This window comes from Pontibacter sp. CAU 1760 (genome assembly GCF_054482735.1).
On the sequence record NZ_JBTLRL010000017.1, the window covers coordinates 57,272 to 73,711 of the forward strand.

Genomic DNA, 16,440 nt, shown 5'->3' on the forward strand with positions numbered 1-16,440 from the left:
TCAGTTGTGAAAAGAGCATCCAACCACCTATTTCCTGTAGTATGATTTTATGGAAAAGAGGAGTCGTTCAAGTTTACCAAAATTACAGCCATATTGAAGCGAGTGAGTCTGAACCTTTAGAACCGCTGCCACCCATCCGTGACTACCCCTTGCGGAAAGCAGTCATTGTCAAAGCGGCGGGTGCGGCGGTACAAGAAAAGAGCGCAACTAAAAAACTTGGAGGTTATACCCCCGTTGCGACATTGGCAAAAGCAGCAGACTCTGTACCTGAACCTGAGGAAACCTCCAACGAATACAGCGATTTCATGCATTTCAACTATGGAGCACCCAGCCGACGCTACCAAACACCATCCTCAGACCGGGAGGAGTAAATGAGAATGTCGGCTTTAGGTGAGCTGTTAGGTATAAGTTTTGGAGATGAGCTTGCAAGGAGTTGCAGGCTCATTTTTTTATCCCTCCGGCTTAAAAAGCACAATTATAAAACCTAAAAAACAAGTGTTCCGTTTTTCCAGAAAGCCGTTGCAACAGCAATTTCTGCAGGTTTGGGGCCTTTGTCTATTGACCTGAAGCCATGTGCCGATCCGGTGTGATAACCATACTATGAAAAACAGCCTGAGCAGGCCGCTCTCCCAATCCCTGAAAGAGTATGCCCGCGGAATCGCGGGAGGACTATTGTTTAGTTTCCCGTTGCTGTATACCATGGAGGTATGGTGGGCAGGTTTTATTGCCACGCCCATGCAGTTACTCCTGCTGATGATCGTGACCTACCTGTTGCTGCTTGGCTACAACAGGTACGCCGGAATGCGGCCCGACATGTCCTGGCGAAGCGTATTTGTAGACTCGGTGGAGGAGATGGGCATTGGGCTGGCGCTGTCGTTTGGCGTGTTATGGATGCTCAACCGGGTCACGTTGGTCGGTATGTCCGTGGAAGAGGCCATGAGCAAGATCATCGTGGAGGGGATGGCCGTGTCGATAGGGGTGTCGGTAGGGACGGCGCAGCTGGGCGTAAAGCAGGACACTACAGAAGAGGACAAAGCGGCGAAAAGAAGGCTCTCGAAAATGCGGGCCCACAGCAAAATGGCCACAGCAGTGCTTGCCCTGTGCGGTGCCATACTTGTTGGCGGCAACGTAGCCCCCACCGAGGAGGTTCTGGTGATTGCCGTGGAGGCCGAACCTATCCATGTTCTCTTCATGGCCCTTGTTTCGCTGGTGCTGAGTACCATGGTCGTTTCCTTTAGCGATTTTAAAGGGACACCTTCGGAGGTAAACGGGAACATTGTGTACAGCACTGTGTTCGATACATGCCTTTCTTACCTGATAGCGCTGGCAGCCTCAGCGTTTATGCTCTGGTTTTTCGGGCGTTTCGACAGCATGAGCTTCTGGAACGTGTTTGCGGAGTGCATCACGCTGGGCGTGATCGCTACATTGGGTGCCTCGGCAGGGCGCCTGCTTATAAAGTGATACATAGATGAAAGAACAAGCAAAGGACTCGAACAGCAAACCCGTCAAAGACCAGAAAAACCCGCTGGAGTGGGCTGTTTTCGGAATAAGCCTGCTGACCATACTGGCAATTTTTGTTTATCTGATTTACCAGACACTGAACTATAAGCCAAGCTCTCCCGAGCTGTTTGTAGAGCACTGGCCCGACCCAACCGAGGCGCAGCCTAACCGCTACCATGTGGTGGTGCAGAACACCGGTGGCGAGACTGCTGAGTCGGTGCAGGTAGAGCTGACCTTAGAGCAGGCAAACCACGAAACTGAAAAAGCCACGCTCGAGATGCCGTATGTGCCGCAGGAGTCGAGGCGGGAGGGATGGGTCAACTTCTCAAGCAAACCTGTGCATGGGAAAGCTGTCACTGGCAAAGTGATCAGTTATCAAAAGCCGTAATGGCATCATCACACAACTAACTTCACGAAGCTAAACGCATACAGCAATTCTCTTCCAATTTGCTGCGCCCGCTCCAGGTACTTCGCTTCTTCCTGCGCTGTGCCGTCAAAGGCCTTGGGGTCTTCAAACGTAAGTGGAAGCCGGATCTCGGCGTGGGGGAGGTAGGGGCAATTCTGGTCTGCGTCGGAGCAAGTCATGACGGCACCAAAAGCATCCTGAGGGTTAGCAGCGTCTGTGATTTCCTTTGACCAGGCCTTCACCACAGGGCTTTCCGGGCCAAAGGCAACATGGTACACCGGGTTTGGTGCCGGGGTATGCTGAGTGATGCGAAAGCCCAGTTGCTGCAGTGCCTTCCTGGCGCCTGGGTTAAAGGCGGTGGCTTCCGTTCCGCCCGAAAAACACGCAACTCGGGGCACTTGATAATAAGCAGCGGCGGCCTGGGCCCACAACTGGGCCATATGGCTGCGCCGGGAATTATGCGTGCATATAAAATTCAGCTGCACCAGCTGCCCCAATTCAAGCTTCTGCTTTACATAATGGGCCAACTGCTGCAAAAGCTGCTTTCTTGAGGCAGGTATCAGCTCAAATTGCTGGGTAAGCACCTGTGCCGTTTCGTGTAACTGAGGGTATAAATCCATGAATGCAGAGAATAAGGATGCAAGTTAAGCCGTGCGTAGCAGCTGTGCATTACTGACAGCAGAGGCAATAGCAAATTTTATCCCCTGCCTGAAGCACTCTTCAAGGCAGGAGATAAGTAGGAAGCATTTTGTTAGCAGCAACCGGAGCCTGGTGTGCAATAGGCAGCTGCGGCAGGCTTGTCGCCGTAAACCGTCACACTGAAAATACCCGTCCGGCTCTCCCGGAAGGCTGTTATCTCCTCTTCGCTAAGGTAGTCTGTCAGGATCTCGTCCGGCACCTGTATTACTTTTTCTTTCTGCACAGTCACGTTCTCGAACCCTGTCTCCTGTATAATCTGAAGATAGGTGTTTTTCTGAATCGCGCCAGACACGCAGCCTGCATACATCTCGCTGGCTTTTACCAGGTTATCAGGTAAGTCACCGACCAGCACCACATCCGAAATGCTGAAATGGCCGCCCGGCTTTAGCACGCGGTACGTTTCGGCGAAGGCTTTACGCTTGTCTGGCACCAGGTTGAGGACGCAGTTGCTGATCACCACATCGGCACGGTTAGCGGCTATAGGCAGATCCTCGATCTCTCCCTGCCGGAACTCCACGTTATGGAAGTTCAGCTTATCCGCGTTATCGCGGGCTTTCGAGATCATGGCCTCTGTCATGTCCACTCCAATTACTTTACCGGTTTCGCCTACAATAGCGCGGGCTACAAAGCAGTCGTTTCCTGCGCCAGAGCCCAGGTCTATCACCACATCTCCGGTTTTCAATTGCGCAAACTCTGTGGGCACCCCGCAGCCCAGTCCCAGGTCGGCATCGGGGTTGTAGCCGTCTAGTTGGGTATAGTTATCAGCAAAAATGGCATAGTCTACGGTGCTGCAGCCGGTAGCTCCACAGCACGAGGTTTCGTTCTGCGCCTTGCTTTGGGCGGCAATTTCACCGTATTTTTCTTTGACAATTCTCTTAAGTTCTTCAGCGTTTTGCATGGTTTTCTTTATTTATCGTTTTTTTACGATCAGTTTAGGCAAATTTTCTAACAGCGGTTCGTGTTGCAGGGAGTGTACTTTTCGAAAAGTAGGCGCAGCGTTTGTTGCGCATCGCTCCAGGCGGCAGGCGCAATGCAATAGCATACTTTCTTTCCGTCAATGTCGCCCTGGATCAGCCCGGCTTCTTTTAACTCCTTCAGGTGCTGCGACACCGTAGACTGCGACAAGGGCAGCTCTTCCACAATGTCGCCGCAAATGCACGACTGGCGCTCCAGTAAGATGCGCAGGATCGCGACACGTGCCGGATGGGCCAGGGCTTTGGCATATTTAGCGACGTGCAGGTCTTTGTCAGTAAAGGTTTCTGTTTTGCTGGTACCCATATATGTTTTTATAATCGCAATATTACGATTAAAACGCATGAAATAAAAATTGGTTTAATATTTCGTTATAATTACTTCAGCGTCAGTAAGTTTATTACTATTTATGGAGATATAAATTGTTGATTTTCAAGCTACTGAACCCCTTAAGGATAATTGCGTACTATATAGAGTGTCAACAATAAAACTGAACATATGAAGAAATTAGTCTATATATATAACAAGAGTTTGGCTGGAGCGGCTATTTTCCTGCTGCCCATGATGATGAGTTGTTCATTGCTTGGCGGTGGCACAAACTACTCCAGCGACCCCACCATTGCGGCGCAGCAGCGTGAGATAGAGGCTTTGGAACGGGAAGTAAAAGATGCAGAGGGATTCACAAAGGAAGCGGAGCAACGCGAGAAAGCCGCCAAAAACAGGCTAAAGGCTGCCGAGCACGAGTTAAAGGCCATGGAGCAGCAGGCAAAAGTGAGAGAATACTAACGCGCATTCACGCATCTTATCGTAGTATAATTAAAGGGAGGGCTTCGCGGCTTTCCCTTTTCTTTTATCCCCGTACCTGGCTAGGCAAAAAACCGACATGCCTTTTGAAGGCCGCTGTGAAATGCGCCGCCTGTTTATATCCTACCTGATAGGCTACCTGGGCAATGGTCAGCTCGGGTCGTTTGAGCAGCTGCCTGGCTTTTTCCATCCGGAGCCAAACGACGTAGCCATGTACGGTATGGGTATAACAGGCTTTGAATCCCTGCTTCAGCTTGTGCTCGTTCAGGCAAACCTGGCGGGCTAGCTCTTGTATGGTGGGCGGATTGGTGTAGGTGTCCTCTAAAATGGCTTTGGCCATAGCGAATCGTTGGGCATCGCCGGTGTGCAACCGGGTGGTAGATGGTTGCTGCCGGGTTCTCTGCCATTGCTCCAACTGCAGCATCAGCAATTCCGTCACCTTCGCCTCTAGGAACAACCGCTTTAGAGAGGCGCTTCGCTGGCACTGCCTGAGCTGCTCCATCACGAGCTTCATTTCGGCTGTAATTTCCAGTGGCACCTGGCTGAGGTAGGTATGGCTGCCTTGCATCACCTGGCTGGCAAAGGCATGGTGCAACTCGTTATGCTGGTGCAGCAGCCTGAAATAAAATGCCTTGGAAAGGATAACCAGGAAATAGCGGTGGCGGGTATGCGGCGGCATCCGGAATGTCGCCTGAAAGGAAGGGGTATAACAAATGTACTGAATGTTAGGAGGGGAGGTATCCTGGGGCAACAACCCGGTAATAGCGGCGGTGGCGTTGCCCTCGAGGTAAAAGCCCAGGATGATGCTCTCGCCCTCCACCTCAAAGCTGTCGCATACCGGTTGGCTGAATTCCATTTGGGTATCTATCAGCAACAGGCCAGCGGTTTTGATCTGGTAGCTGCGCAGGGTATGGATGCCCTCTCCGGTTAGCAGCACTTCCTTTTCCTGCAGGGGCGTGCAGTTATCGTACTGCTCTGTTACTTCCTCCTTACAGATCCAGTCAGTGGCCATATTCACTTTTGAGGTGATTCTCATAAAATTCCTTTTTCGATACTCTTTCTCCTTTTTCCGTTACCGAGCGCTAGGCTGGCAGGGCTATCTTTGCCAAAAGTAGTTATTTATAATTAGTCTAAATAAATATAGCATGAAAAATCTGATAGCCCTAATATTTCTCCTGACTTGGGTGCTTCCGCTGCGGGCGCAGCATCGGGCGGGAATCATACAGGGCCGCATTATGCAGCAGGATGGGCAGCCTCTGCACGCGGCAAACGTAATACTCGAGCATGTGTTGTTGGCAACCACCCACAGCACCATCACCGACGAGGATGGGCGGTATAGATTTGTGCGGGTGGCAGAAGGGGTTTATGTAGTGCGTGCGTTGGCACTGGGCTATGCGTCAACGGCCAGCCAAACACAGTTGCGGCACGGCGGCACGCAGGAACTCAACCTGACGCTGCTACCGAGGCATACACGGGTAGCGGAGGTGGAAGTATTCGGCGAACGCGACCGGCAGCCGGAAAAGCTGGACGCCATCACCCGGCTGCCTTTAAAACCAAGCGAACAGATTCAAAGCATCTCGGTCATCTCGGAGCGTTTGCTGGGGCAACAGGGTGCCCTCTCCGTGATCGAAGGAGTGCGAAATGTGCCTGGGGTTTATACCTATGCTACCTTTGGTGGGGTGCGTGAAAGCATTTCGTCGCGCGGCTTCCGGGGTATACCTACCCTCAAAAACGGGGTGCGTGTGATGACGGATTTCCGTGGCGGGGGCTTTTCTACGGACATGCAGGGTGTCGAGAGCATTCAGGTGCTGAAAGGTGCCAGTGCCATTACCATGGGTGCCGCCACAGACCTGGGCGGACCTGGCGGCATTGTAAACATTGTGACCAAAACGCCGAAATTCGATAACACAGGTACTTTGTCGCTGCGCGCCGGAAGTTGGGGCCTGGTGCGGCCCACCTTTGATGTGCAGCGCGTGCTGAACGAATCGAAGACGCTGGCAGTGCGTGTAAACGGCGCCTACGAAAACGGGGGCAAGTTCCGGGACCACATGCAGAATGAGTCGTTTTACATCAACCCATCCGTGGAGTGGCGCCCAAACGCCAGGAGCACCCTCACCCTGGAGATGGACTACCTGGATGAAGCGCAATCCATCGACGTGGGCACGGTGAATTTATCGGTAGGCAATGCAAAGAATGAGATCTATGATTTGCCGTCCAGTCGCTTTCTAGGGTTTGATACCGACCTGACGGATGTGAAGCACAGCACTTTTGCAGCGCGCTTCAAGCATATCCTGTCAAACAGCCTTTACCTGCGTGCGGCTGCCTTCCACTCCGATTATGACGCAGATGCCATAAAGAGCAATTTGTCGGCTATGAAGCAGAACGCAGCAGAGGGTATTAACCTGGACCAGGTTAACTGGTATAACCGCTCCATTTCGCATAACTCCAACCGCCGAGACCAGAGCTCGGTGGTGCAGTTCGACCTGGTGGGTGAGAAAGTGAAAACGAGTAGCCTCCTGCATACCTTCCAGGTCGGGGTGGACTATCGCTACATCGACCTGTACCAGCCCAGCTACAACAGCATCGCCATCGATCAGGTTAATGTGTTAGACCCTGGTACCGTTGCGAATACCTTGCCGGAGGGGTTGCCGGCCTTTGCGCTGGTCCGGGAAACGCAGTCCTACGACCACCGGTTTGGCGCCACCTTTCAGGATGTGATACAGCTGAGGGACTGGGTAAAGGTGTACGGCGGCCTACGCTACAGCACCGTTAAAACAAGTTCGGGGGGCGAGGCGAGTGAGACGGCAGACTTCTGGAATCCGCTGGCGGGGGTGATGTTCACGGTGCGGGACAATATCAATGTGTTCGGCTCTTACACCAACAGCTCCAACCCACGCTCGGCCGCAGTGGCCGATGAAAACGGGAACCCGCTGGGTGCCGAGCGCATCGACCAGTTGGAGGCCGGCATTAAGTCAGAGTGGCTCAACGACCGCCTGCGCTTTAACCTGACGCTTTTCAAGATCAATAACAAAGACATGAACATGGAAGTGTTCCGGCAGGATGAAACCGGTGCCGTTGTGGCAGCAGGCTACTATACCAAAGGCGGAAACGACGAGCGCAAGGGTGTGGAAGTGGAACTGACGGGCCGCGTTCTGCCCAACCTGGAACTTGTAACAGGATATTCCTATATGGATGCGCAATACAGAGAGCACACGACCTTTGTGCCAGGATCCGCCCCGAATAACACGCCAAAGCATACGTTCAATGCCTGGGCAAACTATAGCGTAGCCACTGGTTTTGCCCGTGGGCTTAGCCTGGGGCTTGGCGCCTATTACTTGGGGCAGCGGCCCTACAACGACTGGACGCAGAAGGGGGTACAGTACCATGCCATCGAACCGGATACCGCGCCCTGGTACAACAAGGCTTATACCATTGTGAATGTGCAGATGGGGTATGAATTCCGGCAGCATGTGAGCCTGCGGCTGCTCTGCAACAATTTGTTGGATGCGGTAGGGTATGATGCCTACCGCTCCAATTACATTGACCGAATCCAGCCCCGAAATTTCTCAGGAATGGTCACCTACCGTTTTTGATACTCTTTGTCTCACAAGAGCTTATAGAACGTTTGCCTGCGCCAGGACAGCAGATCAAAACCAGGATTTAGAAGAAACGATAACCGATGAAAAATACATACACTTTCAGGAAGCTGCTCAACGACATACACCTTTGGCTGGGGCTCGCCAGTGGCCTGGTGCTGTTTGTGGTCTGCCTGAGCGGGACACTCTATACCTTCCGTACCGAATTAGAGGAAATGTTGGAACCGGGCAAATATCGGGTACAGGCAGCCGCACAAGCCATACCCCCGGATGTACTGGTACGGCAATTAGAGCAGCAATTGCAGGGCAACGTGGTAGCCCTTGACATTCCCCACGATCGCGAACGGGCTTACCGTGTGAGCGTAACCACCCAGAAAGCCGGGCGGGGCGGGCAGGAAGGTGGTCGCCCCAGCACTTATCTGGTGAATCCTTATACCGGCAAGGTGCTGGGCACGCCAGAAGGACCCGCTTTCGGATTCTTTCAGACGATGATGGGGCTTCACCGGTGGTTGCTGCTGGAAGGGGGCGTTGGTAAAATGATTGTGGGTGTTTCCACCATCATTTTTCTTTGCCTCACGCTGTCTGGTCTGGTGTTGTGGTTCCCGGTAAAAAGGAAGAACTGGAAACAGGGCCTTAAGATTAAAACCAATGCCAAATGGAAGCGCATTAATCATGACCTGCACAACACGCTTGGCTTTTATGCCTGCCTGTTGCTGCTGGTGATGAGCCTCACGGGACTTTGCTGGTCCTTTGACTGGTACCGCGAGGGGCTGGGCAAGCTGATGGGGGAAGAGGTTTTTAAAGGACGGCGCGAGAAGCCTCTGACCATTCCGGTTGCCGCGTCCGGCAAAGTGCCCTTAACATTGGAAGCGATGCTTGGCCGCGTGCAGACGGTGCTTTCCAGTGAAGGGAATATCCGGATTGCGTTGCCGCAGGACGATACCACGGCAGTGGCCGCCAGTAAAACCGCTGCGGGCTTTTTTGCTTTTGCCGGTCCCGACAAAGTGCAGTTGGACCCGCATACCGGCGAGGTGTTGAAAATAGAGCTATTTGCGGAGAAGCCGCTCAAAGCGCAGATTGTTGCGCTGATCAAGCCCTTGCACCTGGGGGAGGTATACGGCACTTTCTCCAAGATCCTTTATTTCATTGCCTGCCTTATTGCCACGAGTCTGCCTGTAAGCGGCACCCTGATCTGGCTGAACAAGCTTAAGAAAAAGCCGAAGAGAAGGTTGGCAACAGCTGCATAAAACAGCCTTGCCATACGTCACTAACAGCGGCGGCAGCAAAAATGTGCTGCCGCCGCCGTTTTATTTTAGCACCTGCCTGTTTGCTCCTGACTCAGAACCTGCCAGTGATATTTATAGCCGTGGTTTCGCCCGTTCATACTGTTTCGGCCACGGCACATCCACTCCGAGTTCATGGGCCGCATGCAGCGGGAAGTACGGGTCGCGCAACAACTCACGGGCCAGCAGCACAAGGTCCGCTTTGCCCTCGTTAATCAGGCTATTAGCTTCAGCGGCTGTCGTGATCATTCCCACGGCCCCAGTCAAAATGCCGGTCTCACGTTTCACCTGCTCGGCAAACTGCGCCTGGTATAGCGGTCCTACCGGTATCTTGGCATTTGGCACGTTGCCCCCTGTCGAGCAGTCGATCAGGTCCACGCCTGCATCCAGTAGTTTCTTGCTGAGCCGGACAGAGTCTTCTGCGGTCCAGCCGCCCTCTGTCCAGTCGGTGGCGGAGATGCGCACAAACAAAGGCAGGCCTGACGGCCATACCTCCTGCACGGTTTCCACTACCTCCAGTAGCAGCCTGATACGGTTGTCGAAATTGCCACCGTAGTTGTCGGTGCGGTGGTTGCTCAGGGGCGAATAGAACTGGTGCAACAGGTAGCCGTGCGCCGCATGGATCTCTATCACCTTAAAGCCAGCTTCCAAAGCACGCTCAGCGGCCTTCCGGAAATCAGCCTTCACTTGCTGGATACCAGCTGCGTCTAAAGCCGTTGGCACCGGTTTCTCTGGGGTGAATGGCAGCGCACTGGGTGCCACCGTCTGCCAGCCCTCGGGCTCTGATGGGAGTATGGCACTGCTTCCGATCCAGGGCGGCTGGTGGCTTGCTTTACGACCAGCGTGGGCTAGTTGCACGCCTGCTACGGCGCCATTGGCTTCGAGGAAAGTGTTAATGTGCCGCAAGCCTGCAATGTGCTCATCTTTCCAGAGTCCGACATCCCCCGGCGAGATCCTTCCCTCCGGCGACACGGCGGTTGCCTCCAGCAGCACCAACCCGGCACCGCCTACCGCCCGGCTACCCAGATGCACCAGGTGCCAATCGTTGGTAAAGCCGTCCTCGCTGGAATACTGGCACATGGGCGACACTACAATTCTGTTTTTAAGCGTGACTTCCTTGATAGCCAAAGGGCTGAATAATCCTGACATAGTATGCTTTGTCTGTTCTATAGCTATTAGTACAAACTTCAGGTGATAATGTTTGGGTGCGCCGCGACAGGGAGGTATGGACTTGGCCAGCGCGGAAGCAACAGCGTTGCCTTTAAAAGCGGAACGCTGCGCTGGCTTTTAAGAAAAGTGGCGTGCCCGGCGTAAAGTGCATTTCAGTAACTGGTGTTGGCTCAGGCCGCAGGCGCGAGGTGGTTTCGAACTGTGCTTCTTCCCATGCCTCATTCAGCAGGTTTTCGGCTGTCAGTTTCAGCTCCATACTACCCATGGCATAGCCTGCCACTGCGTCGAGAAGCAGGTAGCCATTGGCGGTAAGGCTGTAATCCTCGTTGGCAGGTCGGTTTTGGAGGTAGCGGTAACGCAGACTGCCAAACCATCCGGCCTCACTGCGTTTGGTAACCCCGCCGGTGCTCGTTACAGTTGGGGCCAGTGGAATATGGTTTTGCCCTTCGGCCAGTTTTCTGAACCGGGGGCGGGCGACATTCACGTCTACATCCGCAAAGTAGGATTCATGCAACTGGTACCGGGCTGTGAGGTCAAACCCGTGGCGGCGCGATTTACCGTTCGGCTCCACAATGCCCTCATCGCCTACATACACCAATTCCTGATCGAGGTCGAGTAACCAGATAGCCCCATTCAGCACCATAGCCGGAAACGGTTTGTAGGAGAAGCCAATTTCAGCCCCGTAAGCAGCAGGCAACACATCCTTCCTTTTGGTCGTCACGGATACGCGCGCGTCGTTAGAGTGGAATCCCTTCCCGGCGCTCGCATAAAACTGTAAATCGTTGGAATAGGTATAGAACAGCTGCAGTTTTGGGCTGATCTGCTGCTGTTGCGTGGCCTGTAACCTGTAGGTAGAGTCGGCCAGTAAGCGGTCTTGGTAAGTAAACCGGAAATGGTCGTAGCGCAGGGCTGCCTGCAGGCGCCAGCGGGAAGAGAGCTCCAGTTCCTCACGGATATAGGCAGCGGTGTTAACTTCTCCTATATCGCCTTTCCGTACCTCCGAAAGCGTGATGTTGCGGGCTTTGGTGCGCGACAGTTCCGAACCGCTCACCACATCGTACCGAATGCTTATACCCGCCTCGCTTTGCAGTAGCTTGCCCAGCCATGTGCCGGTCTGGCTATAAGTGCTTTGCGTACCGTAAACCGTGCGGTTCTCTCGCTGCCTGATCTGGTCACCGTTCACACTGTCCTGCATGAAAAAGCTGAAATTGGAGAAAAGATCGAAGTTGTAGTTAACCAAGTATACCTGGTTTTCGAGCGTCGCCCCATTCGGCAGCGCGGAAGTTAGCGCCAGGTTGGCGTTGTGGCGGGAGGTATAGCCGCCTTCTGTATTGTCTATGGCCCCAAACCGGCTGATGCGGCCGTCTTCCACGGCGCGGGCCGGTATCTGGCCCGAAGCATCCCAGCGGCTGCGAAAGGTAGACAGGGACAGCGACAGCATCTTACCCTCGCCGACGCGGCCATGGTAACGGCCCATCAGGTTAAGGCGGTTGAAATGCTGCGGGGCATCAAAATAGCCATCGGTAAACATGTATTCGGTGGCCAGGTAAGCGTATTGCTGCCTTTGCTGCGCATCTTTTCCCAGCAGGTCAAACATGCCGAGTGCGCGGACTGTGCCAAACCTACCGCCCTCCAGCTTAATGGTACTCTGGGGCAAAGCAGTGTAGGTTGCGAATCTGGCATAACCTGCCGTGGCGAAGTTTCCCTCCGACGCCTCATAGGGTCCTTTGCCATAGGCTACCGATTTGATTGTTTCCGGTATGAGAAAGTGCAGGTCAGAGTAGCCCTGGCCATGGGCATGCGACACCATGTTGACCGGCATGCCATCTACTGTCAGGCGCACATCCGTCCCATGGTCGCTGTCGAATCCCCGCAGGAAAATCTGTTCGGCTTTACCTCCTCCGGCATGCTGGGCAATAAACAAACCGGGTACACTGCGCAGCATATCCTGCGACGACTGTATAGGCCTCAGACTTAAATCCAGGGCGCTGATAGCCTGTAGTGTGTTTACCTGCGCACCAGATACAGTCACTTCCGACAGGTTAACGAGTTGGCGCGCTAAGCTAAAGTTCAGCTCTGTCGTGTTACCGTTCGTTACTTCCACCACCTGCACTGCCGGTTGGTAGCCTAAAAAGGATACCATCACCTCGTAGGTGCCGTCCTGCAGGTTGCTTAGCTGATAAGCCCCCATTTTACCCGTTGTGGTGCCACAGTGCGGCTCATTCCGGACCAAAACGGATGCCCCTTCCAGGAAAGTCTGGTTCTCCCGACTCAGGACGTTCCCTTTTATCGTACCGCTGTGCGCGAAAGCGCCCGCAGCGGTACAGGCCAGAACAAAATGGCAAAAGAACAGGCGTAGCAGTTTCACATGCAAGGAATGAAAGTGACTTGAATATTACAGACTTGAAAGGGAGCCGCGAAGCAGTTTTTTACCTTCTGCGCTCAAGCTCCCACTCTGGAACGGATCGAGTGAGAAAGACTGCTGCAGCAAGGTTTGCGCAGCGGCTTTGTCACCGGTCTTGTAGGCGAGCAGGCCATCCAGGCAAAGGGTAGCGGCGTCTTTCCGTTGAGTGCGCATGGCGCGCTGCAAATGGGCTGATGCCTGCTTATAGTTCTGCTGCTTGTAATAAATAGCGGCCAGCGTTTTGTTGACGTCGATGTTGTTGGGGCGGCGCTTATACTCTTTCATGGCATACTTTAAAGCCGTATCGTAGTCATGGCCCAGTTCAGAGTAGATGCTGGCTAATTCTAAGTCAACGATATGCCCTGCCTCTTGGTCCTCTTCCAGTCCTGCCAGCAATTCCTTCAGCGTATCTGCAGCCTTATTTTTTTGCCCAGCCTCGCTATAAAGGCTCGTCAGTTCTTCCTGGAAGGTAAACTCAGGAAGCACAGCCGCAGCCTGCTCCAGCAATTCGATCGCTTTGGGGGTATTACCTTTCTTTGCCTCCAGTTTGCCCAGGCCACCAATAGCGAAAGCATAAGACGGACGCTCGTTCAGTATTTGCTGGTAAATCACCTCAGCTTGCTGCAGGTTTCCGGTCTTCTCATAGAGCTGGCCCAGGGTATACTTTGTCCAGGCAGTCTGCTCCAGGCCGGGCATACCGGCGTTGGCAGCCATCTCCATGGCCTGTATGGCTCCATCCAGGTCGCCATGGATCTCACGCAGGTACGATACGCGGGCATAAGACATCAGGTCCGGCCGAATAGCCACCATTTTATCTGCCATCACAATTGCCTGATCATAGTCTCCTAACTCCACGTTCGCATCGCACAGCACGCCGTAGATGGCGGCTCTTTGCGCATTCATTTTCAGCGCTTCCATACCTGTCTCGCGTGCGTTCTCAAACTGGTGCAGCGAGAGCTCTATGCTTGCTTTGGCCACCGTGGCCTCGAAGCGGATCGCCGGGTCGGCATTTTTTCTATCTAAGACCTCATTCACTAACTGCAGGGCAGCCGGGTAGTAATAGGGGTGCTCGCCAGTAATGCGGGCCTCCTGCATGTAGGCGAGGGCCAGCAGCAGTTTACTTTGGGTGTCGTTTTTGTTTTTGCGAAGCTTGAACTGCAGCTCGTTTATGGCCGCTTTGGTGTTCAGCCACTCGCTGGTGGTAGAAATCGGTCCTTGCCGGTCTTTTAAAGGAGGTATAGGCTCTTCCTGGTTGCTGCTGTAAAAATAGATACCCACGCCTGTGGCCACCAGAAGCAAGAATATTAAAGTGTAAAGGTTTCCTCTATTCATAATTTTATGTTTGATAGGTGAATAAAAGCGGCAGGCCAGCTAGATACCTGCCTGCCGCCTTAGATTATTTGGCTACTACAATTTTCACCGTCTGCGATTTGCCTTCGCGGTTTTGCATGGTGGCATAGTAAATGCCATCCACCAGCTTACTCACGTCAAGCGAAACCTCATGCACACCTGCTTTCATGGTCTTGTTCTGGAGCGGGGTAGCCACCAGTCGGCCAGCAGTGTCAAACACCCGTAGCGAAACCGCCGTCTCGTTGATCAGGTTATAGCGAATGGTGGTGCGGTCGGAGGCTGGGTTAGGGTATGTTTTCACCTCTTCCAGCACGATGCCTGTTGGAGCAAGCCCAAGGTTCATGCTGTTAATGCTTTGCATACCCATGGTGCCGTCAGTGCCACAGTCACAGGCATTGCCGCTAAGTGCGCTCCAAGGTTGCGCCTGGAAAGGGAAACCTCCCAGGAAAGGCACATCGTTTTTCTCGATGCCATCTCCGGCGCTAAGCACGGTCAACAAGTCTGGCGTTACAGGGTTCGGGCTACCTGGGGTATAGTCATCATACCATAAGCCAATGGCGGCCAGCACGACACCACTCACAGCCATCGTCTCAATATCCACCACGTCATCCTCCAAGCGTCTTCCGTTCGGGAAGCCGTCCATGTTCGGGATGTTCTGGAAATCGGCATTGGTGTTAAAGCGTGGGTCAGTCAGTCCAAGCACGGCTGCCTGCACCAGTCCTAATCTGCTGAAATCCGGGGAGTCGCGCGGCGTAACCGGCGTGGAAACGTTGATGCGCAGCATGTCGCCGAAAATAGGCAGGAAGTTGTTGATGAACGGCTTGCCTTTGGCCAGTGGGTTTCCTCCCTTGCCAGTGGCTAACTGGTACGGCGCAATGTTCGGAACACCCGTCATGAAAATTGGCAGGATATCGACAGAGCGGGGAGCACCTTTGCGGAGCAGGTAATTGCCAAATAGCTTAGGGTCCAGGGCAGTGCCTTTCACAGCCGGGCTATTGAGCAGCGGGAATAATCCGTCCTTGCCGTTTCTGAAGTCGAACATACCCAAGGAGTTCGTCTGTAGCGGAAGTTTTCCTAACTGCGGCACAGCGTCTCCGAAAGCGGTATTGTCGATGTAGAGCGCAATCTCAGGGTTGGTGAAGTACTTCTCCATGTCCTTGCTCTCGTTGTAAGGGGTCAGGGAGTTCCACTCGTCCTTACGGCCAATCGGGATGATAACTTCGTTCGTGAGCGGCATACCCAAGCGCGACACTTGTACCATCGGACCTTCGTGTTTCATCATGCCTTTTGCCTCGCGGACAGTGATTTTCGGACGGCTGGCCGAGGCCCAGATACCGAGCACGAAGTCAGAGTCGAGAATGTTCTTTGCCTGATCCGGGTGCTTTCCGTCTTTTTGAACACGTGAAATCGGAATGTTCAGGGAGATGGTGTGTACGTTGTGGCAGCGCAATCCATCAATGGCAGCCCCGGGTCTTAGGTTGCCCAGGTCAAAGAAGGCACCGATGTCAATGAAGAACGGATCGTCTACTGGACCCACGAACACTTTCTCGCCAGTAGAGGCCCGCTCTATCCCGTCAATCAACGACTCCTGGTGATAGCTGCTATTCAGCCCAACGGGGGTGTCGATAGATCTTTCGCCGGCATAGTACGGAGGCACAGTACCGTTCGAAATAACGGTTGAAAACGATTTGCCGCCATCAGTACTTCTGGTCAGGGTATAGGTTTGCTTCAGGTTCTGCTTGCCTAAACGAATGTTGAAGAAAGTAGTGGGGTCTTCATTCACTGTCTTGAACATGAAACGATATAGAATGTCGTCTCCCTTGGTGTTAGGATCGTTTTTGATGTGAATGTCATAGGCTACATCATCCCCGAAAAAGTAATAGTTCGGTCCGCCCTGAGGAAGCTGGAACGGGATGTAATTGGCAATGATGACCAACCGGCTAGGGTCTGTGGGGTTCCGGAATGCGTACAGGTCGGTATTGTCGGCCTGTGGGTCATTCGCGATGATTGGGGCCTCCCGGTGACTCGAGGACTCGAGAAAATTGGTTTGGGAGGCAAACCCTCCTAAAACCAGAATCGCAATTAAGGTCAGCCACGCTTTCTGGCCAACGGATGTAAAGTTTTTCATAGAAAAAGTTTTAATAAGTAAAAAATGAGAAAAATGAAGCACCGACGGAAAGGGTAGGCTGGTGCCGGATAGATGATTAGAGCAGTGATTTATTTACGGCAGCAGCTTTAAAGCAGATTTATATGTCA

14 protein-coding genes are annotated in these 16,440 nt (G+C 53.3%); 6 read left to right on the forward strand and 8 right to left on the reverse strand.

Annotation, left to right across the window (positions count from 1 at the left end; translation table 11 throughout):
* Positions 1-41 precede the first annotated feature (41 nt).
* From ACXYMU_RS18815 to ACXYMU_RS18825, 3 genes are all read left to right on the forward strand, one after another.
* Positions 42-371 (forward strand): hypothetical protein, encoded by a 330-nt coding sequence (locus ACXYMU_RS18815; RefSeq protein WP_458987964.1) that lies wholly within the window; start codon positions 42-44, stop codon positions 369-371.
* Between the two features lie 229 nt (positions 372-600).
* A complete protein-coding gene (locus tag ACXYMU_RS18820; RefSeq protein WP_458987965.1) occupies positions 601-1,461 on the forward strand; it encodes a TIGR02587 family membrane protein in 861 nt (286 codons plus the stop codon).
* A gap of 7 nt (positions 1,462-1,468) precedes the next feature.
* Positions 1,469-1,888: a hypothetical protein gene (locus tag ACXYMU_RS18825; protein ID WP_458987966.1), complete on the forward strand. Its 420-nt coding sequence runs from the start codon at positions 1,469-1,471 to the stop codon at positions 1,886-1,888.
* A gap of 8 nt (positions 1,889-1,896) precedes the next feature.
* Here ACXYMU_RS18825 and ACXYMU_RS18830 read toward each other — a convergent pair whose 3' ends face one another.
* The 3 genes from ACXYMU_RS18830 to ACXYMU_RS18840 form a co-directional block, all read right to left on the reverse strand.
* The gene (locus tag ACXYMU_RS18830; RefSeq protein ID WP_458987967.1) at positions 1,897-2,526 is read right to left on the reverse strand and encodes a low molecular weight phosphatase family protein; all 630 of its coding nucleotides are present in this window, start codon (positions 2,524-2,526) and stop codon (positions 1,897-1,899) included.
* Positions 2,527-2,657: 131 nt separating this feature from the next.
* On the reverse strand, positions 2,658-3,503 hold the full coding sequence (locus tag ACXYMU_RS18835; RefSeq protein WP_458987968.1) for an arsenite methyltransferase: 846 nt from the start codon (positions 3,501-3,503) through the stop codon (positions 2,658-2,660).
* Positions 3,504-3,550: 47 nt separating this feature from the next.
* The gene (locus ACXYMU_RS18840) at positions 3,551-3,883 is read right to left on the reverse strand and encodes an ArsR/SmtB family transcription factor (protein ID WP_458987969.1); all 333 of its coding nucleotides are present in this window, start codon (positions 3,881-3,883) and stop codon (positions 3,551-3,553) included.
* Between the two features lie 192 nt (positions 3,884-4,075).
* Here ACXYMU_RS18840 and ACXYMU_RS18845 point away from each other — a divergent pair, with 192 nt between their 5' ends.
* Positions 4,076-4,363, forward strand: a complete 288-nt coding sequence (locus ACXYMU_RS18845; protein WP_458987970.1) for a hypothetical protein — start codon at positions 4,076-4,078, stop codon at positions 4,361-4,363.
* 64 nt (positions 4,364-4,427) lie between these two features.
* Here the strand turns inward: ACXYMU_RS18845 and ACXYMU_RS18850 are convergent, their stop codons facing one another.
* The gene (locus tag ACXYMU_RS18850; protein ID WP_458987971.1) at positions 4,428-5,417 is read right to left on the reverse strand and encodes a helix-turn-helix transcriptional regulator; all 990 of its coding nucleotides are present in this window, start codon (positions 5,415-5,417) and stop codon (positions 4,428-4,430) included.
* Positions 5,418-5,526: 109 nt separating this feature from the next.
* Between ACXYMU_RS18850 and ACXYMU_RS18855 the strand changes: the two genes are divergently transcribed.
* Both ACXYMU_RS18855 and ACXYMU_RS18860 read left to right on the forward strand, forming a co-directional pair.
* Positions 5,527-7,974 carry a TonB-dependent siderophore receptor gene (locus ACXYMU_RS18855; protein ID WP_458987972.1) on the forward strand — a complete coding sequence of 816 codons (2,448 nt, stop codon included), beginning with the start codon at positions 5,527-5,529 and terminating at the stop codon, positions 7,972-7,974.
* An 86-nt stretch (positions 7,975-8,060) separates the two neighbouring features.
* Positions 8,061-9,224: a PepSY-associated TM helix domain-containing protein gene (locus ACXYMU_RS18860; RefSeq protein ID WP_458987973.1), complete on the forward strand. Its 1,164-nt coding sequence runs from the start codon at positions 8,061-8,063 to the stop codon at positions 9,222-9,224.
* A 111-nt stretch (positions 9,225-9,335) separates the two neighbouring features.
* Here ACXYMU_RS18860 and ACXYMU_RS18865 read toward each other — a convergent pair whose 3' ends face one another.
* From ACXYMU_RS18865 to ACXYMU_RS18880, 4 genes are all read right to left on the reverse strand, one after another.
* On the reverse strand, positions 9,336-10,409 hold the full coding sequence (locus tag ACXYMU_RS18865) for an NADH:flavin oxidoreductase/NADH oxidase (RefSeq protein ID WP_458987974.1): 1,074 nt from the start codon (positions 10,407-10,409) through the stop codon (positions 9,336-9,338).
* A 112-nt stretch (positions 10,410-10,521) separates the two neighbouring features.
* Positions 10,522-12,798 (reverse strand): TonB-dependent receptor, encoded by a 2,277-nt coding sequence (locus tag ACXYMU_RS18870; RefSeq protein WP_458987975.1) that lies wholly within the window; start codon positions 12,796-12,798, stop codon positions 10,522-10,524.
* A gap of 27 nt (positions 12,799-12,825) precedes the next feature.
* The gene (locus tag ACXYMU_RS18875; RefSeq protein WP_458987976.1) at positions 12,826-14,166 is read right to left on the reverse strand and encodes a tetratricopeptide repeat protein; all 1,341 of its coding nucleotides are present in this window, start codon (positions 14,164-14,166) and stop codon (positions 12,826-12,828) included.
* Between the two features lie 64 nt (positions 14,167-14,230).
* Positions 14,231-16,312: a T9SS type A sorting domain-containing protein gene (locus tag ACXYMU_RS18880; RefSeq protein ID WP_458987977.1), complete on the reverse strand. Its 2,082-nt coding sequence runs from the start codon at positions 16,310-16,312 to the stop codon at positions 14,231-14,233.
* Positions 16,313-16,440: the final 128 nt, after the last annotated feature.